At 31.0% G+C, this 20,853-nt stretch carries 21 protein-coding genes; 7 read left to right on the top strand and 14 right to left on the bottom strand.

The genetic code is table 11. From position 1 onward, the window contains the following. The first annotated feature begins 83 nt into the window (after positions 1–83). Entirely contained in the window at positions 84–1,481 is a 1,398-nt protein-coding gene (gene murC, locus BUA21_RS09790; RefSeq protein WP_072744650.1) for a UDP-N-acetylmuramate--L-alanine ligase, read from the top strand. Between the two features lie 12 nt (positions 1,482–1,493). On the opposite strand, the gene BUA21_RS09785 is transcribed toward murC, so the two are convergent. From BUA21_RS09785 to BUA21_RS09755, 7 genes are all read right to left on the bottom strand, one after another. Next, the gene (locus tag BUA21_RS09785) at positions 1,494–2,495 is read right to left on the bottom strand and encodes an LCP family protein (protein WP_072744649.1); all 1,002 of its coding nucleotides are present in this window, start codon (positions 2,493–2,495) and stop codon (positions 1,494–1,496) included. Between the two features lie 113 nt (positions 2,496–2,608). Then, positions 2,609–3,463 (bottom strand): 3-hydroxybutyryl-CoA dehydrogenase, encoded by an 855-nt coding sequence (locus tag BUA21_RS09780; RefSeq protein ID WP_072744648.1) that lies wholly within the window; start codon positions 3,461–3,463, stop codon positions 2,609–2,611. Between the two features lie 17 nt (positions 3,464–3,480). After that, on the bottom strand, positions 3,481–4,260 hold the full coding sequence (locus BUA21_RS09775) for a short-chain-enoyl-CoA hydratase (protein WP_072744647.1): 780 nt from the start codon (positions 4,258–4,260) through the stop codon (positions 3,481–3,483). Between the two features lie 274 nt (positions 4,261–4,534). Then, on the bottom strand, positions 4,535–5,833 hold the full coding sequence (locus tag BUA21_RS09770; RefSeq protein WP_459550724.1) for a glucose-6-phosphate isomerase: 1,299 nt from the start codon (positions 5,831–5,833) through the stop codon (positions 4,535–4,537). Between the two features lie 131 nt (positions 5,834–5,964). Then, the gene (locus BUA21_RS09765; protein WP_072744645.1) at positions 5,965–6,774 is read right to left on the bottom strand and encodes an ATP-grasp domain-containing protein; all 810 of its coding nucleotides are present in this window, start codon (positions 6,772–6,774) and stop codon (positions 5,965–5,967) included. Positions 6,775–6,842: 68 nt separating this feature from the next. Next, positions 6,843–7,976 (bottom strand): SpoIIE family protein phosphatase, encoded by a 1,134-nt coding sequence (locus tag BUA21_RS09760; protein WP_084604234.1) that lies wholly within the window; start codon positions 7,974–7,976, stop codon positions 6,843–6,845. 134 nt (positions 7,977–8,110) lie between these two features. Further along, complete coding sequence (locus BUA21_RS09755) at positions 8,111–8,953, bottom strand: hypothetical protein (protein ID WP_143147154.1); 843 nt, start codon at positions 8,951–8,953, stop codon at positions 8,111–8,113. Between the two features lie 151 nt (positions 8,954–9,104). Here BUA21_RS09755 and BUA21_RS09750 point away from each other — a divergent pair, with 151 nt between their 5' ends. Continuing rightward, entirely contained in the window at positions 9,105–10,406 is a 1,302-nt protein-coding gene (locus BUA21_RS09750; protein ID WP_072744642.1) for a methyl-accepting chemotaxis protein, read from the top strand. Positions 10,407–10,424: 18 nt separating this feature from the next. On the opposite strand, the gene BUA21_RS09745 is transcribed toward BUA21_RS09750, so the two are convergent. After that, the gene (locus BUA21_RS09745; protein WP_072744641.1) at positions 10,425–11,561 is read right to left on the bottom strand and encodes a THUMP domain-containing class I SAM-dependent RNA methyltransferase; all 1,137 of its coding nucleotides are present in this window, start codon (positions 11,559–11,561) and stop codon (positions 10,425–10,427) included. 164 nt (positions 11,562–11,725) lie between these two features. Here BUA21_RS09745 and BUA21_RS09740 point away from each other — a divergent pair, with 164 nt between their 5' ends. From BUA21_RS09740 to BUA21_RS09720, 5 genes are all read left to right on the top strand, one after another. Next, positions 11,726–12,103 (top strand): class II SORL domain-containing protein, encoded by a 378-nt coding sequence (locus BUA21_RS09740; protein WP_072744640.1) that lies wholly within the window; start codon positions 11,726–11,728, stop codon positions 12,101–12,103. Positions 12,104–12,418: 315 nt separating this feature from the next. After that, entirely contained in the window at positions 12,419–13,645 is a 1,227-nt protein-coding gene (tyrS, locus tag BUA21_RS09735; RefSeq protein ID WP_072744639.1) for a tyrosine--tRNA ligase, read from the top strand. Between the two features lie 212 nt (positions 13,646–13,857). Next, complete coding sequence (locus BUA21_RS09730) at positions 13,858–14,580, top strand: CAP domain-containing protein (protein ID WP_084604233.1); 723 nt, start codon at positions 13,858–13,860, stop codon at positions 14,578–14,580. A gap of 88 nt (positions 14,581–14,668) precedes the next feature. Beyond that, positions 14,669–15,127: a MarR family winged helix-turn-helix transcriptional regulator gene (locus BUA21_RS09725; protein ID WP_072744638.1), complete on the top strand. Its 459-nt coding sequence runs from the start codon at positions 14,669–14,671 to the stop codon at positions 15,125–15,127. 1 nt (position 15,128) lies between these two features. After that, positions 15,129–16,502 carry an MATE family efflux transporter gene (locus tag BUA21_RS09720; protein WP_072744637.1) on the top strand — a complete coding sequence of 458 codons (1,374 nt, stop codon included), beginning with the start codon at positions 15,129–15,131 and terminating at the stop codon, positions 16,500–16,502. Between the two features lie 17 nt (positions 16,503–16,519). On the opposite strand, the gene BUA21_RS09715 is transcribed toward BUA21_RS09720, so the two are convergent. From BUA21_RS09715 to cobJ, 6 genes are all read right to left on the bottom strand, one after another. Then, the gene (locus BUA21_RS09715; protein WP_072744636.1) at positions 16,520–17,134 is read right to left on the bottom strand and encodes an NUDIX hydrolase; all 615 of its coding nucleotides are present in this window, start codon (positions 17,132–17,134) and stop codon (positions 16,520–16,522) included. 54 nt (positions 17,135–17,188) lie between these two features. Next, entirely contained in the window at positions 17,189–17,710 is a 522-nt protein-coding gene (locus tag BUA21_RS09710) for a peroxiredoxin (RefSeq protein WP_072744635.1), read from the bottom strand. A gap of 87 nt (positions 17,711–17,797) precedes the next feature. Then, entirely contained in the window at positions 17,798–18,907 is a 1,110-nt protein-coding gene (locus BUA21_RS09705; protein WP_072744634.1) for a TMEM165/GDT1 family protein, read from the bottom strand. A 214-nt stretch (positions 18,908–19,121) separates the two neighbouring features. Beyond that, on the bottom strand, positions 19,122–19,391 hold the full coding sequence (locus BUA21_RS09700; RefSeq protein WP_072744633.1) for a cysteine-rich small domain-containing protein: 270 nt from the start codon (positions 19,389–19,391) through the stop codon (positions 19,122–19,124). 2 nt (positions 19,392–19,393) lie between these two features. After that, entirely contained in the window at positions 19,394–20,137 is a 744-nt protein-coding gene (cobK, locus tag BUA21_RS09695) for a precorrin-6A reductase (protein WP_072744632.1), read from the bottom strand. Then, positions 20,134–20,853 carry a precorrin-3B C(17)-methyltransferase gene (gene cobJ, locus BUA21_RS09690; protein ID WP_072744631.1) on the bottom strand — a complete coding sequence of 240 codons (720 nt, stop codon included), beginning with the start codon at positions 20,851–20,853 and terminating at the stop codon, positions 20,134–20,136. The genes cobK and cobJ overlap by 4 nt, the downstream gene beginning before the upstream one ends.

Below are 20,853 nucleotides of genomic sequence, written 5' to 3'. Positions count from 1 at the left end.
ATGAATATAAGTATAATAATAACATATTTCTTGGCAATAATAATTAGTATAGAACCATTTATTACTTCGGGAGGTATTCGTTTATGTTTTCTTTCAATATATGTGAGCATAATTTTTCTCATGTGCATCTCATAGGCATAGGTGGTATAAGCATGAGTGGTTTGGCTGAAATACTTTTAATGGAAGGATATGCAGTTTCAGGTTCTGATATGAATCCTTCTCTAATAATAGACAAATTAAAAACTCAGGGAGCAAATATTTACATAGGTCACAAATCCGAAAATATTGAAGGTGCAGATTTAGTTGTCTATACAGATGCCATTTCTAAAGATAATCCAGAACTTATAGAAGCTCAAAAAAGAGGAATAGAAACTGTTGATAGAGGAACCTTTTTAGGTAAACTCATGAAAAACTATGAAAAATCTATTGCTGTTTCTGGAACTCATGGAAAAACAACTACTACAAGTATGTTAGCCACAATACTAAATAGATCTCACTTAGAGCCTACTATTCTCCTTGGAGGAGAACTTGATGAAATAGGTGGAAATGCTAAAATAGGCAGTAAAAAATTAGTATTAACAGAGGCTTGTGAGTACAAAGGAAATATTCTTAAATATCAGCCTACAATGGCTATAATATTAAATATGGAAGAAGATCATTTAGATTACTTTAAAAATATCGATCATATCGTAGCAACATTTGCAGAATATGCTAGTGGTATAGGTGAAGATGGATATCTCATCATAAACATTGATGATGGGAATGCACAAAAAGTTATAGAAAATACCAAATGCAATGTCACCACCTTTGGACTTAATGGTAATGGAGATTATGTAGCTGAAAATATAAGTTTTACCAGTGAAGGCTATCCAAAATTCATTCTAAATATAAGAAATAAAGAAAAATATCCTATTACACTAAATGTCATGGGCATACACAATATATACAACGCCCTTGGGAGCATTGCTGCAGCTCATACCTACCATGTACCTATGGAAGATATCATAGAGTCCATAAAAGACTATAAGGGTACTCATAGACGACTAGAATCAAAAGGAGCCATAAAAGGAGCTAAAATAATTGATGACTATGCTCATCATCCAACAGAAATAAAAGCAAGTTTAAATGCTCTTAAAAAAACAACTCAAAACAGACTTTGGTGTGTATTCCAACCTCATACCTATTCAAGGACTAAAATCTTGTTAAATAGTTTTTCCGAATCCTTTTATGATGCAGATAAAGTTATAGTTACAGATATTTATGCAGCAAGAGAAATTGATACTGGAATTATTCACTCTAAAAATTTAGTCAATGTGCTCAAAGAAAAAGGTATAGATGCAGTATATATTGATTCCTTTGACAAAATAGAGAGTTTTTTACTAGCCAATATTGAAAACGGAGACACCATTGTCACCATGGGAGCTGGCAATGTATACAAAATAGGAGAAGCTCTTCTTGAAGATGAAAAAAAGGCAATTTAGTGAAAAAGGTCCTTATTCTATAAGGACCTTTTTTTCTACTCCATAGATATTTTCTATGATTTCCTTAACCATTGGCTCATCGTATATAAAATAAGACAATTTTTTATTTTTTATTTTTTTATAAGTTCCCACGCCAGGCAATATAATAAAATTAAAATCCTCTGATCCCATTGCCAATGCACTTTTCCCATAATTTAAGGCTTCAGTCAAATTCACATCTGTCTTTACATAATCAAAACTAGTCTTTATAGCTAAAGGCATTTTTATACTTAACACTTTATCAAAAAAAGACCTTAAAAATTCTTGTTGCGCTTTAACTCTACCTAAGTCTCCATCACTATACCCACTTTTCCCATCATTATCTTTTCTATATCGCAGAAATTCCACAGATTTTTTCCCATTTAAAGTCTGTTTACCCTCAGGTATATCTATATACAATGGCGGTTTTGCTGTAGGATCTTTATACTTCATATGAAAAGGTACCGTTACTTCTACCCCTCCAACAGAGTCAACAATTCTTTCTACTCCTTCATAATCTATCATAATATAATGATGGACAGGTACTCCTTCCAATACATAAGAAACTACTTTTTTAACTCCACTAGCACCATGAGAAGCATATACTGCATTTATTTTCCTCTGTTCTGCTTCTTCATATCCCTTTCTATAAATATAAGTATCCCTAGGAATTGATATCATATCTACTTTCTTTAATTTCGGATCAAAAGAAATAAATATAATAGTATCAGATCTTATATCTTCCATACCCATAAGGACAAAATTTATTCTACTGCTCTTTTCATAAGCCTTTTCTAAAGTATCTATGGTTTCTTTTTTTTCTTCTACTTTTTTTTCTCCATTTTTCTGTGAAATATTTTTTTCTTCTTTGAGAAAATTTTCATTTTCATCTTCATGATTTCTCACTTTGGTCTCCAAATAAGTATAAGAACCCAGAAAAAAAGCCATAACAATACATACAGAAAAAATAATAAGAATTTTTAAATTTTCTTTCATCTATAATTCACCTTTTCTAAGCCTCCTTTCCCATCTTCACAATAATATTTTGTACAATAGATAAATTTTTACTCATAAAAAAAGCCGATCCTATTGGATCGGCTTTTTTATTCTTATTTTGTATAATCGTAAAATCCTTTGCCAGTTTTTCTACCTAATTGTCCACCTCTGACCATCTTTCTTAGTAGTGGATGAGCTCTATATTTTGAGTCACCAAATTCTGTATAAAGTACATCCATTATAGCTAAGCATACATCAAGTCCTATCAAATCTCCCAAAGCTAAAGGTCCTATTGGATGGTTTGCACCAAGTTTCATAGCTTCATCTATATCTTCAACTGTTGCAACACCATCCGCATAAATGCCAACTGCTTCATTTATCATTGGAATAAGTATTCTATTCACAACAAATCCTGGAGCTTCTTCTACTTGAACTGGAGTCTTCCCTAATTTTTCAGCCAATTCAAATACTGTATTTCTAGTTTCTTCACTTGTTGAAATACCTTTTATAACTTCAACTAATTTCATAACTGGAACTGGGTTGAAGAAATGCATTCCTATAACTTTTTCTGGTCTATTTGTAGCACTTGCTATTTCAGTTATTGATAATGATGAAGTATTGCTTGCAAGTATTGCTTCTGGTTTACAGATTTCGTCTAATTTCTTAAATGTTTCTTTCTTTACACACATATCTTCTGAGATAGCTTCTACAACAAGGTCACAGTCTTTTAAATCCTCATATTTTGTAGTTATTTGAACTTTTGCTAATACTTTTTCTTTATCTTCTTCAGTCATCTTACCTTTTTGTACTTTTCTATTTAAATTTTTGTCAACACTTTTTAAACTACCTCTTGGGTTTCCTTCGTCAATACTTCTAACCCACATAACTACATCATAATCATTTTCTGCCAACACCTGAATGATACCAGAAGCCATAGTGCCTCTTCCAAGAACTCCTACCTTTTTCATAAAAACACCTCCAAAATTTATCTTAATTTATAGTTTGGGCTACGTTTCTCTAGAAACGCTCCCATACCTTCTTTTTGATCTTCTGTTGCAAAGCAAAGACCAAACAAATCTCTTTCTATAGCCATTCCAGTTTCAATATCAGTTTCCATTCCTCTATTTATAGAAGTCTTTGCAAATCTCACAGCTATCTGTCCCTTTGAAAGTATCTTATTCGCCAATGCAATAGCTTCATTCATAAGCTCATCTTGAGGAACTACTTTGTTTACCAAACCTATCCTATATGCTTCATTGGCATCTATCATATCTGAAGTAAATATAAGTTCTTTTGCTCTGCCCATTCCTACAAGACGTGCAAGTCTTTGAGTACCAGCAAATCCTGGTATAATTCCAAGTCCCACTTCTGGTTGTCCAAATTTAGCTTTTTCTGAAGCTATTCTTATATCACAACACATAGATAGTTCACAGCCACCACCAAGAGCAAAACCATTTACAGCTGCAATAACTGGTTTTTCCATTAATTCAATTTTTCTAAATACGCCTAGTCCATTTTTAGCAAATTGTCTTGCTTCCTTTGAATTCATTTCCTTCATTTCAGCTATATCTGCTCCTGCTACAAAAGCTCTTCCTTCACCTGTTATTATCAATATATGTATATCTTCATCATTTTCTATCATATCTATAGCTTTGTCCAATTCACATAGAACTTGAGTATTGAGTGCATTTAGTGCTTTAGGTCTATTGATTGACAATATACCTATATTTCCTTCTCTTTTAAAAATCAAATTTTCAAAATCCACACTATCCCTCCTAGACACAAAACAATATTTTCTCAATTTGTTTATATTTTATCAAATTCAAGTATATAGTGCAATACCATCTTTGATAACTGTTTAACAATCCCTATTGGTAAAAAAAGATTTTTTCGCATAAATCTTTAAATTGCTCCTGTTTTCTTGACTATACTCCAAAACCTCTCATTTCAGTTTTTTTTAACATTCTTTACTTATATTCAATAATGACGTTAAAAATTTATCAACTATAAATGAGATGAATATTCATCCCATTTATATTCTAATATCCAGGTTTACCTAAAAGTCTAAACATATTCTTTTTATATTCCTCAACTCCAGGCTGATTAAATGGATTTACTCCCAATAAATATCCACTGATAGCACAACTTTTTTCAAAGAAATATATAAGTTTGCCAAAATTGTATTCATTCATTTTTTCTATATTTAAAATAATATTGGGAACTCCTCCACTTGTGTGCGCCATAAGAGTACCTTCAAAAGCCTTCTTGTTCACAAAATCTATAGTTTTCCCTGAAAGAAAGTTGAGACCATCTAAATTTTCTTTATCTTCTTTTAAGATCATATCAACTTTAGGTTCTTCTATATTTATAACTGTTTCGAATATATTCCTCCTTCCATCCTGTATTAACTGACCTAAGGAATGGAGATCTGTAGTAAAGCTTGCAGAAGATGGATATATACCTTTTAAATCTTTCCCTTCACTTTCACCAAACAATTGTTTCCACCATTCTTGAAGATAAAACAAACTAGGTTCATAACTTGTAAGCATTTCTATTTCTTTGCCTTTTCTATACAATACATTTCTTATAGCTGCATACTGATAAGAATAATTTTTATCTAAATCTAAAACCCCATACTCTTCCATGCCATCTTTGGCACCATTCATTATCTCATCAATATTTAAGCCAGATACTGCAATTGGAAGTAAGCCTACTGAAGTAAGGATAGAATATCTTCCTCCAATATCATCTGGAACTGTAAATGTTTCATAACCTTCTTTAGAAGCTAGTTCTTTCAATGCTCCCTTTTTGCTGTCTGTTGTAATATATATTCTATTTTTAGCCTCTTCTTTTCCATATTTCTCTTCTATATATTCCTTAAATATTCTAAAAGCAATGGCAGGCTCTGTAGTTGTACCAGATTTAGATATAGTATTAATACTAATATCTTTTCCATCTATAAGCTCTAAAAGTTCCAATATATAAGAACTACTCACATTGTTCCCAACAAAATATATTTCTGGTCCATTTCTCTTTTCGCTAGTTAGCATATTATAAAAGTTGTGATTCAATGCCTCTATGCAAGCTCTTGCACCTAAATAAGAACCACCTATACCTATGACTATGAATACCTCCGAGTTTTTTCTTATCTTTTCTGAAGCTAGTTTCACCCTTTCATATTCATCTATATCAAATTCCTTTGGATAATTAACCCATCCTGTATACTCACTACCTGGTCCTTTTTCATTATGGAGCATATTGTGAGCTATATTTATATATTCCTTTATATTTTCCAACTCATAATCTTCTATAAAACTATGAGTATAGTCTAAACTAATACTTCTCACATTAGCACCCCCTCATATTTTTCTCAATATATATAATATCACATTCCTCAAAAAAAATCCTAAAAATTGCTACAGCAGGGACGGTTCTCACTGTCACAAAAGCATCCTAGAAGATATAATTTCTAGGATGCTCTTTTTACATTGTCAGGATAATTTGGACTATCTGGGTTTAAATCTCTCATGATATACTCATATATCAAGGGCTCTACCTTTATTCCCATATGATTTAAACCTTCATTTCCAAACAATACATTGAACTCCAATATATAATATTTATCACCCACTACCGCTATATCAAATCCTGCATGATTTATCTTAAGTGAACTAGCTACATTCTCCACCAATTTTATACTAGCTTCAGGAACATCTCTAAAAGAATAGGTACCACCTTTAGCTATATTGTTGTGAAAAGCTCCTTCCCTTCCTATTCTCCAATAAGACGCTACAACTCTATCTCCAACATAGACAATTCTCAAATCCCTATCTATTGGAAGTTTCTCTTGAATATAAAGAACTTCGTTGTTGTTCATATATTCCAACAATTCTCTTCTATTTTCTACAAGGAACACTCCCCTTCCCATAGAATTTCTGACTTCTTTACATACACAAGGATATCCAAATTCCTCCTCTATATCTTCTACACATACTCTATCTAAATTTGTAATCTTTGTATAAGGTACATTTTGAGGAAAAGTAGCCCAAAGTATTCTTGTCATCTCAATTTTGTTGTGCCCAAGGTGATATGTGCTTATATTCGGAAATATTTTCTTATCTAGACCATATACAAGAGTGTTTAACTGCCAATATTCTGGAAAAAGCACATAATCTGCCTCTTTAATAATCTCCTTTTCTCTAAACATATTTTCTGGCTTTATATATATAATATTTGGAATACCAATGGTCCTATATGGATTAAAAGAAATAAATTTCAATTTTACACCACCCTTTCATTTTAGCAAAAATATAATACATCATGCTAAATCGGGTGTCAATACATTTTTTATTCCATAACTTCAACAAGAACTAATGCAAAATCATCTTCTTGTTCTCCCCATTGGAAATTTTCTACTTCCCTATTTATAGCATTTAGAATATCTCCTCTGTTGTTTTTTATAACACTTAAAACTCCTTCTAAGCCAAACTGATTTTTTCCCTTGTCATGAACTTCAGTTATCCCATCTGTATAAAAAAGTATTTTGTCGCCTTTATGAAATTCAACATTATCTTCTAAATAAAATATCTCGTTAAATATGTATGAAATAGGGAAACCTCTGATCTTTAGTATTTCTAATTTTTCATCATTAAAAAGTATTGGAATGCAATTATGCCCAGCATTTGAATATTTAAAAGTATTTGTCCTAGTGTCTAATACACCATAAAACATAGTAAAATATTTGTCATCATCCAAATTTAAATCCACAAATTTCTTATGCAGTTCTGTAAGCGCTTTTGATGGACTCATAATCTCATCCTTTATAGAACGCATAGTTTGTCTCACAAACATAGTCATCATAGATGCTGTAACACCATGACCAGCTACATCACTTATATATATTCCTACATGATTTTCATCTATGCTGAATATATCAAACATATCTCCACTAATCATTTCGCATGGTTTATATATATAATTAAATTTTATATTTTTATATATGCCTTTTTTAGGAAGAATTTTTTGTTGCAAAGTTTTAGCAAAAAGTAAGTCTTTACTCATCTTTCTATTTTTTTCTTTCAGTTCCTTCTCCAGTTTTCTTTCTCTAGTCACATCTCTGAAAACTTCCACAGCAGCATATATATTGCCTTCCGAATCTGCCACAGGTGAACTTTTTGCTGAAAAAATCCTATTTCCTACCTTTTCCTCTTTTTGAACTATTTCTCCAGTTTCTATACTCCTTTTGGTAATACAAAAACTACAAGGTAAATCTTTTCCCAAAACTTCATAGCATTTCTTTCCCTCTATATCCTCCCCTAAACTTTCCTTCATTGTTCTATTTGCATATATTATAATTCCATCTTTATCTACAATTCTTACCCAATCTGCCATTCCCTCTAATGCGTGATAATTGAGTATACCAAAGTCCCTATATCTTTGTACTTTTTCTTCTATGAAACTAACCTTCTCTTTATTTAACATATCCATCACCTAATTTTCAGAAGATTTAAAGCCCTTTACCTAATCATAGCATACTATCCAATTGAAAATAAAGTAGTATTTGAAACAAGCATTCATTCCATATAGAAACTCCATAGAACGAATGCTTGTTTTATCTACCTAACTGTTGAACCGTGTATAACATTTAAAAATTCTGGATTAAAAATATCTTTTTTTACAAAAGACTCTCTTTCTATATCATAAGTATAGTCAGATAGCTTTAAAACAGCTGAACCTGTTTGTAGTGTCAAAATATGATAGTCATTCTTTGATGTGAAAACCCAAAACTCTAATGTTCCAATTTGAACATATTCATCAAATAATATATATTCTTTATCCTCATCATGAACTAGCAAAAACCACTTTTGACCATCATCCCACATCATTTCACCATTTTTATCTCTTTGAGCAGTAGTATATAATTCTATAATTTCTTCTTTGTTGTCATTGTCTATATCAACTTTAACACTATCCAACAAAGTCAAATCGGAAGTATCTAATCTATCTGTTGATGGAAATATGGCAGTGAATTTTTCTCTTTCTTCTACCTGTTCTTCCTCTTCTATCTGTTCTTTCTCTTCACGTAAAATCTTCTCGTATATTTTCCCAAAAGTATCATTTTCTTGTATTTCTTCAAGTACAAATGAGCCCCTTTCTTTTATGCTGTAAGTCAAGAAATAATATTTATTTTTCTCAATAGCACTCCATAAATCTTCATCCAAAACTTCAAAGGAAAGTTTATTAAGTTCGTTTTCATCTTCTCCAAAAGTTTCGATAGTTATAAAATGAATTTTCCCTGATTGATTTTTTTCTATAACTAATCCAGAAGTAATTTTAATTTCTTTTTTGTTTTCATCTACATTCTTAAGAACAAAGAAAGCACAAATTATAGCTAATATGACAATTAAAATTATAATATTTCTAGATTTATCGCTCATATTTTCACCTTCCTTTTTCATTAATATTATCATTTAATAACTAGAATATCAACCTTATTTTGTATATCAGTACAATTAATATTTTAAAAAATAGCAAATTTTACTGTTTGTATTTCATTTATTACAATATTAGTGTAAAATATTATTAAAGTACAAAGAAAGGAGAATTTTTATGGAAAATAATTCCGAAACAAAAAAGTCTAAAGAAAAATTTGGAAATTTAAAAGCTAAAATTATTTTAGCACTTATTTTGACTTTATTCTTAAGCACTATGGTTTCAAATTTAATTTATGATCTTTTAGAAAGATTTATCCATATCAACCCTAAATTTGCCATGTTTTTTTCAACCCTTATAAACATTGGAATAGGTCTTTTGTTTGCTTATATTCTAATCAAGACATTCTTTGTAAAAAACATTAGAACAATATTAGCAAGCATAGACAAAATAGCTCAAGGTGATTTAACTCAAGTTAAAGTTCTAAAAGACAAAAGCGAATTTAATGCCATCAATACATCTTTAAATAAAGTAACAGAAAGTTTTAAAGATATATTAAAAGAAATAAAAGCGAATTCTGAAATACTTGCAGAAAGTACAAAAACACTATCTTCTATTATAGAGGAAACAACAGGATCTACAGAAAATATTGCAAGCAATGTAAATGACATAGCTCTTGGTTCAGAAGATACTTCTAAAAATATAGTTGAATTAAACGAAGCAATTTCTAATTTAACTGAACTTTCTCAAACAACTGATAAAGATACCAATATAGCAACAGAACTTTCTAAAGATATGGCTAATTGTGCAGAAAAGGGCAGCAAAGACATGGATATGATCATTGAAAAAGTAACTCTAATTGACAATTCTACCAAAAACACTTCTACTATCATCGAAGATTTAAATGAGAAAATTAAGGATATTGACAATATTGTCGTCATAATAAACGAAATATCTGAGCAGACAAACTTACTAGCACTAAATGCTGCTATAGAAGCTGCCCGAGCTGGAGAAGCAGGAAAAGGATTTGCTGTTGTAGCTGAAGAGATTAGAAAATTGGCAGATGAGACCCATACATATTCAGAAGAGATATCTAAAATCACAAGTTCTGTAATTTCTAGCAGCACCAATGCAGTAGAAAGTATAGAAAAAGTAAGCAATATTGTTGATGAAAGTGTAGATGTAGCAAATTTAACAAAATCTTCTTTTGAAGAATTGTTAAATAAAATAGTTGAAATAAATTCACTAATAATAGATATATCTAAAGCTGCTAAAGAAGAAAGAAGCAATAGTGAATACATTCTTGAAAGAGCCACAGAAGTTTCTGCAATATCACAGGAAACAACAGCTTCGTCCGAAAACAGTGCTGCTGCCGTAGAAAAAAATCTTGCTTCAATGGAAGAAATTACAGCTTCGATTGAAGATTTAACAAAAATTGCAGAAAAGCTTAACAATATGGTGGAGAGATTTAATATCTAATCTCTCCACTTTTTTTAATTATTTTTTAGGAGGTCTTGGACCATAATATTGGTAATAGTCTACTTTTATTCTTCCATTATATAATTTTCTTTTTCTATCTGCTTTTCCCCCATAAAGCTTTTCAAAATTCTCATTTGAAGTAATTATATAAATAGACCATGTGTCCAATTGCCTAAATATCTTTCCAATTTCGATATATAATTTTTCAACTTTTTCTTTATTCCCAAGTCTTTCCCCATAAGGAGGATTGGAAATTATCACACCATATTTGTCATGAGTTTTAAAATCCAGTACATTTCCTACACTAAATTCAATACAGTCATCAACTCCTATTTCAAATGCATTTTCTTTGGAAATTTCTATAGCTTCTTTGTCTATATCAAAAGCTTTAATATTTAATTTTCTATCTTGGAGTATTGCTTTTCTTGCATTTACTTTTTCTTCTTTCCAATATTCTTGATTTATTCTTGGCCAATTCTCTGATGCAAAAGATCTTTGAATACCTGGTGCAATGTTTTTCCCTATCATAGCTGCTTCTATAGGAATAGTTCCTGACCCACAAAAAGGATCTACCAATATTCTCTCATGATTCCAATAACTTAAATTTATTAAAGCCGCTGCAAGAGTCTCCTTTATAGGCGCTTCTACACTTGCTTCTCTATAGCCCCTTTTATGTAACCCTTCACCACTAGTATCTATAGTCAAAGTTGCAATATCCTTTAAAAGAGCTACTTGAATAGTAAACTTTGCGCCTGTTTCTTTAAACCATTCTGTATGATATTTAGTTTTCAATTTTTCAACTACTGCCTTCTTAACTATTGCTTGACAATCTGGGACGCTCATGAGCTGTGAATCCACAGCTTTGCCTACTACTGTGAACTCTCCATCTTCTGTTATCCAATCTTCCCAGGGGAGAGCTTTGGTCTTTTCAAATAATTCTTCAAAAGTAGTTGCTTTAAATTCTCCAATTTTCAACAATACTCTATCAGCACTTCTCAACCAAATATTAACTCTTGGAATATCTTTTTCTTCTGCACTAAAAATAACTTTCCCATTTTCTACTTTCACATCTTTATAGCCTAAATTTATAATTTCTCGCTTCACTACGGATTCCAATCCAAAAGTAGATGTTGCAATTAACTCTATATCGCTCATTTTATCTCTCCTTTATCTTGTCCTTCATTTATATTATAACTAAAATTTTAAATAATTACTTTATAAATGTGTATTTTTTTATACATGTGGGTATAAACTTTTATAGAAAAGAAAGTAATCCCCATTGGGGAATAAAACATAAAATTAACAAGGAGGATTTGAATATGAAAAGTTTAGGAACATTTTTACAAAGCGGAGATTGGAAGGGCGAAAAACATGTACCAGTTATACACGCTCCTGAAAATGCAAAAAAAGGTGAAGAAATTGAAATAAAAGTATTGGTAGGAGAAGAAATCAAACATCCAAATACACTAGAACATCATATTTCATGGATTAAAGTATTTTTCCATCCAGAAGGCTCTAAGTTCCCTATTGAAATAGGAAATTATAATTTTTCAGCTCATGGTGAAGGTGAAATTTATGAAGAACCTGAAATTGCAATCAAAGTTAAACTTGACAAACCTGGCTCAATACATGCATTGAGTTATTGCAATATTCATGGTCTTTGGGAAAATAGCGTAGAAATCAAAGTAGAGGACTAATAAGTCCTCTTTTTTCCCCTTGACAAGGGAAACTCTTTATATTATCATATAACATAAATTACATATTGAAACTATGAAAGATTCAGTAGTCCACTATAGTTAAAAGACAGAGAATAGACTATTGGTGAGAAGTCTATAACAAGTAGTGAGACGAATTACACTCTGGAGTTCCAATGAGAAATCATTGCGTCTATCACACGTTAAAGTGATTTAAGGCTTTTTGGCGAATTAAGGTGGTACCACGGGGTTCTTCTCGTCCTTAGATGGAGAAGAATCCCTTTTTATATTTATTTTAAAAAAGAGGAGGTTTTCATTTTGGCTAATGTACTTGATTTGTTAGAAGAAAGAGGCTATATTGACCAAGTTACTTATGAAGATGAACTACGCGAACTTTTAGATAAGGAATCTGTTACTTTTTATATTGGCTTCGATGCTACAGCAGACAGTTTGACCCTTGGACATTTTGTTCAAATAATGGTTATGAAGCATATGCAAGAAGCTGGGCATAAACCTATTGCACTACTTGGTGGTGGTACAACATTAATTGGAGACCCAAGTGGAAAATCAGATATGAGAAAGATGCTCACAAAAGAACAAATCGATCACAATGCAAAGAGATTTAAAGAGCAGCTTTCACAATTTATCGATTTTAGTGATGACAAGGCATTGGTGGTAAATAATGCAGACTGGCTTTTAAATCTCAATTATGTTGAATTTTTAAGAGAAATCGGTGTACATTTTTCAGTAAATAGAATGCTTACTGCTGAGTGCTATAAACAAAGACTAGAAAAAGGACTAACTTATTTTGAATTTAGCTATATGCTTATGCAGTCCTATGATTATCTAAAACTTTACAGAGACTACGATTGTAAACTTGAAATAGGTGGAAGTGATCAATGGTCCAATATATTGAGTGGATATGAATTGGTGAGAAGAATTGAAAATGATAAAGTCTATGCTATGACATTTAAACTATTAACCAATGCTGAAGGCAAAAAGATGGGAAAAACAGAATCTGGTACTATTTGGCTAGACAGTGAAAAAACTTCACCTTATGAACTATATCAATACTTGAGAAATATTGATGATAGAGATGTAGAAAAATGTCTATCAATGCTTACATTGCTTCCTATGTACGAAGTAAGAAAATTATCATCCCTTGAAGGAGCAGAAATAAACAAAGCTAAAGAAGTTCTTGCTTATGAAGTAACCAAAACAGTTCATGGAGAAAAAGAAGCAGATAAAGCTCAAAAAGCTGCAAAAGCATTGTTTGAAGGTGGAAGCCAAGGTGGTTCTATTCCCACTACTGAAATAGATAAATCTAATTTTACAAATGGCATGGGAATATTGGACTTAATGACAAATTTAGGCTTGACTAGTTCTAACAGTGAAGGTAGGAGACTTATAAAACAAGGTGGAATCTATATTGGTGACAACAGAGTAGATGATCCAAATCTAAAAATAGAAATAGCTGATTTTGATGACAATAAATTGATGATAAGAAAGGGCAAAAAAGTTTATCATCAAGTTAAATTAGTCTAGAAGCTATAACTTTCACACTAATAAGAAGTTCTGCAATATATTGTAGAACTTCTTATTTTTTTACATATTGCCTTCTTATACCTGTATGTCCACATATTAAGGGTTTATCTGAAAAGTCATTAATGATATACTCATAAACAAATTCAAAAAAGAAAGGGGGAAAGTCAAGTATCTTTATGTATTACACTCAAAATCCAAGGAGGTAATAAATAATGAAAAAAAGAACCATGAAAAAAACTCTATTATCAATAACTGTAGCCCTGCTACTACTTTCTTCAACAAGCTTTGCTAGTGCTGGAGGATTCACGACCGTAAGGTATACAATAAATACAAACTACTCAAATTATTATCAAATAAATAACCAAAATGTCCAACATAGATACGTAACCTATTCACCATATAAATATACTTATAATAGATATGCTGTACCTAATACTACTAACACCAATAATAATAATAATAATACTACTAATACTAATAATAATAATAATATCAATACTAATAATAATATCAATACTAATAATAATATCAATACTACTGTATCAAGTACAGCAAATACAATGGAGTTAGAAGTCTTAAAACTCATAAATGAAGAGAGAAAAAAAGAAGGACTAGCTCCCTTTACTTACAGTGAAGAACTTTCAAAAGTAGCTAGAACTAAATCTCAAGACATGGCAGATAAAAATTATTTTAGCCATACCTCACCTACTTATGGAGATCCTTTCACTATGATGAAGAGCTTTGGAATAAAATATAGAACTGCAGGAGAAAATATCGCAAAAGGATATTACAGTGCTTCTTCTGTAGTCAATGGCTGGATGAACTCCGAAGGACATCGTGCAAATATATTGAATCCAAGCTTTAACAAAATTGGTATAGGTTATGCTACCAATAAAAGTGGTACAACTTATTGGACGCAAATGTTTATAGATTAGCATTGACTAATTTAAAATAGCGTTTATAATTATAGTTAGAATTCTAATAGTTAGAATTCTAACTATTTTTTTTATCTGAGGTGAAAAAATGATAAATAATTCTATTTATGAAGATATCAGATATGATTTGATTAAATTCATGTCCCTATTTCACAGATTATTTAGTCCAACATTTAAAAAAGAAACTAATGACAAATATAGCTGCAATAAAAATCAAGTAAAAACCATAATGATCATTGGTAGAGCTGAAAAAGTCACACCTACTATATTAGGAAAATGCATGGACATGGAAAAAGGAAGTCTTACTTCCCTCATTGATTCCATGGAAAAAATGGGGTTAGTATATAGAGTTAATGATGAAAAGGATAGAAGAAAAACCTGGATTTACCTCACAGATGAAGGCGAAAAATACTATATAAATCAAGAAAAAAAATTCATGGCAAGAATAAAAGAAGTATTTGGAACTCTTTCGGAAAAAGATGTAAAAGAATTCAATGATAGTTTAAAAACCATAGTGACAATATTAGATAAAATGAGAGGTGAATAATATGAATCGTTCAAAACAATTAGGTGAAGAAAATATAGGTAAGTTACTTTTTCAGTTTTCTATTCCTGCTATTGTAGGAATGATGGTAAATGCTCTATACAATGTAGTAGATAGAATATTTATAGGTAAAGGTGTTGGAAGTTTAGGAATTGCAGGCATATTTGTTGGATATCCGATTTCTCTCATACTTATGGCCTTTTCTATGCTTATAGGAATTGGAGGAAACTCTTTGGTTTCTATAAAATTGGGAGAAAAAAAAGAAGAAGAAGCTCAAAAGATTTTAGGAAATGCTTTTATATTGCTAATACTTATTTCAGCAAGTATTAGTGTTATAGGTCTTATTTTTCTAGAACCACTTTTGAAAGCTTTTGGTGCCAGTAAAAATATACTTCCCTATTCCATAGATTATATGACAATAATACTCATAGGAGCTCCTATGCAAGCTTTAGGCTTTGGACTTAACAATTTTATAAGGGGAGAAGGAAATCCCAAGGTAGCCATGGGAACTATGCTCATTGGAGCTATTTTAAATACTATATTGGATCCGATATTCATCTTTGTATTTAAAATGGGTATGAAAGGAGCTGCATATGCTACGATTATATCCCAAGGGGTTTCTGCTATTTGGGTCTTGAGCTATTTCATGGGGAACAAAAGCCTTCTTAAACTCAAAAGAGAAAATATAAAACTACAAGGAAAAATAGTAAAAAACATTATATCTATAGGGTTGGCGCCATTCAGTATGCAAATAGCTGCAAGTGCAGTTACAATTTTATTAAATAAAAGTCTTCAAAAATATGGAGGAGATGTGGCAACTTCAAGTATGGCAGCTATAAATAGCATCACAATGATGATTCTTATGCCAATTTTCGGTATAAATCAAGGAGCACAGCCTATAATAGGATTTAACTACGGTGCCAAAAAATACAATAGAGTCAAAGAAACTCTAAAATTAGCTATAATATTTGCAACAATTATATCAAGCACAGGATTTATAATAACTCAAACTATACCAGAAAAATTGATTGGTTTGTTTGGAAAAAATGAAAAAGAACTTATTGAAGTCGGATCAAAAGCACTTCGAATCTATCTATCTATGTTACCTATAATAGGAGTTCAAGTAATAAGTTCAAACTATTTCCAAGCTACAGGAAAGCCTAAACAAGCAATGATTTTAAGCCTATCAAGGCAAGTTCTAGTACTCATACCTGCTCTTGTAATACTTCCAAGACTATTTCAGTTGAATGGTGTATGGCTTGCAGGTCCAATATCAGATTTGGTATCATCTATCATCACAGCAATAGTTTTGATAAAAGATTTAAAACATCTTGAAGAACAATCTATTGCATACACTCCTAGAACTGAAGAAAAATAAAAAAAGCTAATATTATATTAGCTTTTTATTATATCTATAAAGTTTTTGGTAATTTTTGCTGTCATACCCCAAATTGTATATTTCTTGTATTCATAAAAGTAGACTGAATATTTTCCTTGTTTCCAATCATAATTTTTCCCACCCGGAATTTTTTCATATGGAAATTTTTCTCCAATAGATGTCTCTAAATCTATATAATAGACTTTAGGTTCATTTTCCATAAAAAACTTAAAAGGTACTGTAAAAATAGAACTTACTTCATCTTCACTATATTTTATATCCTCAAAATTTGTATCATGAAGAATTCCTAAAAATGGATATATAGAAATGTTTGAGTAAGAAACCAAATAGTCTAAATGTCCTATCACTTCAATGTTTTCTTTACATATATTGAGTTCTTCACAAGTTTCTCTAGCAGCTGCCTCTTTAAAGTTTTCCCCTATTTCCACTTTGCCTCCTGGAAAAGATATTTCTCCCGGTTGATTTTTTAAATTTTCTGCTCTTATCTCATATAGCAATTCTATTTTGCCATCTTTCTTAATTAGTGGTACCAATACTGCATAATTATCCTTTACATCTAATGGTTTTGAAACTCTTCTATGAAATTTTTCCCTAATCATATCAAAATTCATATGTAAATCTCCCCTTTTAACAAATAAGTGGCCAAATTTGGCCACTTATTTAATCTATAACAAATCTTCTCCTTCTTCCCAATCTACTGGGCAAAGTCCCCCAGTCTTTAAGGCTTTTAATACTCTCAAGGTCTCATCAACACTTCTACCTACATTTAAATCATGAATAACTGAATATCTAACTACTCCTTCAGGGTCTATAATGAATAATCCTCTTAAGGCAACTCCTTGTTCTTCAATAAGTACTCCATAATCTTTGGACACTTGCTTTGTCATATCTGCCCCTATAGGAAAGTTAATTTTTCCCAAACTAGTATTTATCCAAGCTTTATGTGAATGCTCACTATCAACGCTTACAGCCAAAACTTCGGCTCCCTCTTTTTTAAAATCCTCATATCTTTTACTATATCCTGTAATCTCTGTTGGACAAACAAAAGTAAAATCTGCAGGATAGAAAAACATTACAAGCCATTTGCCTCTATAGTCATTTAAACTCACAGTAGTAAAATTTTCTCCACTACCTAAGCTAGCATTCATTGTAAATTCAGGTGCACTTTTCCCTACCAGTCTTTCCATAATATACCTCCTCATTATATAATATTTGCTTTCAATTTATATATTCCCAAATAAATATTATTTAAACGATTTTTCATTTGATAATGATTATCGTATATCTTTTTCTATTTTTTCTCCTATATATTCATTTTGTCTATAAATACTCTTTATATACTTATCTATATTCCCATCAAAATACAATTTCTTGCCAAAAGCAATTTTTTCTAGGGCTACTCTGACTTTATTGACAATAAATTTATCATCTTTATCTACTCCATATCTCATATAATCTGCTATTATTAAACTCAATGCTTCTACCACTTTATCTATGTCAAATTTTTTATCATTCACATTTAAATTTATATCATCATCAATATAATACTTTTCATTTTCTCTTGCATCTTTAAGAATTTTTTTAGTATATCCAATAATACATTCATTTCCCATGCACATACCACAAGTTCCTTCACCTAAACAAATACCATTTACTGCTTCATTTAGTTCTTGCATCTGTATATAAAGTGTCGCTGCTACTTCCTTTAATGCTGATTTTTCTCCAGATTTTCTTTTCAATATGAGTTTTTTTATGAATATAATAGCTAATAATGACAATATTCCAAAATAAAGTCCAATATTTAAAGATGTTAGATACTTACTTGGCATAGTCTGAAAAAATTTTAGTGTACCAAAAGTTATGAATACAAAGGATGAAATAAGCTTTATAAAAATATCTGGAATTTTTTCACCTATTTTGCTCCCTACAAAAATCCCTATGCCACTTACAGCTATCATTCCCAAAGTAGTTCCCATAAGTATGAAAAACGGATAATTTCCTTCTGTAGCCAATGTCATAGCAGTAAGTTGAGTTTTATCTCCCAATTCTCCAACAAAAAATGCCAAAGCCACAGTCATTACAGGACCAAAGTTATTTTTATTTCTACTTTGTTCTTCATCGTCTTCATCCACTAATGCTAATATACCAAAAACTACAAAAAGCAAACCTGCAACTATTTGAATAAAACTCATTGGAATGATCTTCGAAAGATATCTTCCAAGGACTATAGCTATACCATGATTTAAAAATACTCCAAAAAAAACACCTAAAAGCACTTGTCTCACCTTGTATTGAGTTGCAAAAGTCATAGCTAAAATTTGAGTTTTATCTCCCATTTCAGCTGCAAAAATAAGTAAAAAACTTCTCATCAGTTCACTAAACACAATTCCATCCTCCTTTTGTTTACATAGAAAAAAAACTTTTAGCTTAATAGGTATTGTTCCCCATTAAGCTAAAAGTCTCGCTCCTCTTTTTTGTAAGAGTAAATAGAACCAGGTATTTCTACCAGTATGTTGATCCTATTTGCAAATATTTGCAGCTACTCCCCTCTAGCAAAAAATCACTTAAATTTTACATCCATTATACATTATACAAAAATTATTTGCAAGAATCACTGTTTTTCATTTTTTCCCTGTTTATAGCCATTATTTTGTTGTTGATATAGTCATACCCATTTGGCGAATGAGGTATAAGACAATTGCTACAATCTTTTATTCCATTATAATCTTTATGATTCCCTCCACAGTCTTCCAAAAAATAGAGAGGACAGTAGCAAAACATGCAATTAAAATCCTCTTCATTTTTCACCTTGTGACATGGAAAATACTTACACGCCGTATTTCTATAAAACCTATATGAATTTTCCATAGCTATTCTCCTTTCTTTTTTTGATTTCTTATAATTTTTTCAATTTCATCTAAATCATCAATTCCATCTTCTTTTTCTCTCCCTATTACTATAGGTAATATATTTAATTCATTACAAGCAAGTATCTTTTCTAATGTCCCCCCTGCTTCTCCACTGTCTTTCATAACTACATAATCTGCATTGTATTCTTTAAACATAGATTTATTGAAATCTATAGAAAATGGTCCCAGAATAGCTACAATATCTTTCATTGCTACATTCCATTCCTTACATTCTTCTATACTACTATTGGCAGGAAGTATCCTATAGATAAATCTATTGTTTTCCCTTATTTTTTCAAAATCTCCTATGTTTTTTGAACCTGTAGTGAAAAATACAGTCCCAGAAATATTTTTAAGATACTCTATACAATCTTCATAAGTTTTTAAATATATAGCATTTGAAGGAATTTCTGATTTTTTTCTAACATATCTTATATACATTATATTTTTTATTTTGGATACTTTCCTAGCATTTTCACTTACAATTTTGGCATAGGGATGAGACAAATCAACTATAAGACTTATATCCTTCTCTTCAACAAAATTCAACATATCCTCTAATCCCATTCTTCCAACAATTAGCTTGTTCAAATCTATAAATTCCTCTTCACTTTCAGTAGCACTAGTTATGACAAAATCATCTACATCCTCTATTTTCCGTGAAAGAATACTTGCTTCACTAGTCCCTCCTATTATCCATATCAAATTTCATACCCCCTAGGAGTTATAATGAAGCCATCTTTTATATAGGTGTTGTTGTTGCCAATAATTAAAACACACATCATATCTACAATATCATAGTCTATATCATCTAAAGTAGTAATATATTTTTCCGTATCGGCCCTTCCCGAGTTTTTAACTATCCCCACAGGTGTCTTTGGTCCTTTATATTTAAGCATTATATCCACAGCTTTTTTTAAATGATCAGTCCTAGTTTTACTCTTTGGATTGTAGATTGTTATAACAAAATCCCCACAAGATGCATATTCTATTCTCTTTTCTATTACATCCCAAGGAGTCATCAAATCACTCAAGCTAATAGAACAATAGTCATGCATAATGGGAGCACCCAATTCACTAGCAGCTGAGAAGGCAGCTACTATTCCAGGTATTATTTCTACGTCTATTCTTTCAGCCAATTCCAAAATTGGTCCAGCCATACCATAAAGGCCTGAATCTCCAGTGCTTATGATAGCAGTGTCTTTTCCTTCTTTTGCTTTTTTTATGGCTATATTACATCTTTCAATTTCTCCCCTCATTCCCGTTGAATAAATTTCCTTTCCTTTTTTTAAATCTCCCAAATATTCAATATAGGGAGCATATCCTACTATTACTGAACATTTTTTTATAGCCTCTACTGCTCTGATTGTCATATTTTTTCTTCCGCCTGGCCCTATACCTACTACATAAAGTTTAGACAT

The organism is Sporanaerobacter acetigenes DSM 13106 (assembly GCF_900130025.1).
GTDB lineage: Bacteria > Bacillota > Clostridia > Tissierellales > Sporanaerobacteraceae > Sporanaerobacter > Sporanaerobacter acetigenes.
This window is presented reverse-complemented; position numbering and strand designations above follow the sequence as displayed.

Coding starts and splice junctions, on each gene's coding strand:
- murC (WP_072744650.1), top strand. CDS start 84: ATGTTTTCTTTCAATATATGTGAGCATAATTTTTCTCATGTGCATCTC.
- BUA21_RS09785 (WP_072744649.1), bottom strand. CDS start 2,495: ATGAAAGAAAATTTAAAAATTCTTATTATTTTTTCTGTATGTATTGTT.
- BUA21_RS09780 (WP_072744648.1), bottom strand. CDS start 3,463: ATGAAAAAGGTAGGAGTTCTTGGAAGAGGCACTATGGCTTCTGGTATC.
- BUA21_RS09760 (WP_084604234.1), bottom strand. CDS start 7,976: ATGTTAAATAAAGAGAAGGTTAGTTTCATAGAAGAAAAAGTACAAAGA.
- BUA21_RS09755 (WP_143147154.1), bottom strand. CDS start 8,953: ATGAAAAAGGAAGGTGAAAATATGAGCGATAAATCTAGAAATATTATA.
- BUA21_RS09750 (WP_072744642.1), top strand. CDS start 9,105: ATGGAAAATAATTCCGAAACAAAAAAGTCTAAAGAAAAATTTGGAAAT.
- BUA21_RS09745 (WP_072744641.1), bottom strand. CDS start 11,561: ATGAGCGATATAGAGTTAATTGCAACATCTACTTTTGGATTGGAATCC.
- BUA21_RS09740 (WP_072744640.1), top strand. CDS start 11,726: ATGAAAAGTTTAGGAACATTTTTACAAAGCGGAGATTGGAAGGGCGAA.
- BUA21_RS09730 (WP_084604233.1), top strand. CDS start 13,858: ATGAAAAAAAGAACCATGAAAAAAACTCTATTATCAATAACTGTAGCC.
- BUA21_RS09725 (WP_072744638.1), top strand. CDS start 14,669: ATGATAAATAATTCTATTTATGAAGATATCAGATATGATTTGATTAAA.
- BUA21_RS09720 (WP_072744637.1), top strand. CDS start 15,129: ATGAATCGTTCAAAACAATTAGGTGAAGAAAATATAGGTAAGTTACTT.
- BUA21_RS09715 (WP_072744636.1), bottom strand. CDS start 17,134: ATGAATTTTGATATGATTAGGGAAAAATTTCATAGAAGAGTTTCAAAA.
- BUA21_RS09710 (WP_072744635.1), bottom strand. CDS start 17,710: ATGGAAAGACTGGTAGGGAAAAGTGCACCTGAATTTACAATGAATGCT.
- BUA21_RS09700 (WP_072744633.1), bottom strand. CDS start 19,391: ATGGAAAATTCATATAGGTTTTATAGAAATACGGCGTGTAAGTATTTT.
- cobJ (WP_072744631.1), bottom strand. CDS start 20,853: ATGTCTAAACTTTATGTAGTAGGTATAGGGCCAGGCGGAAGAAAAAAT.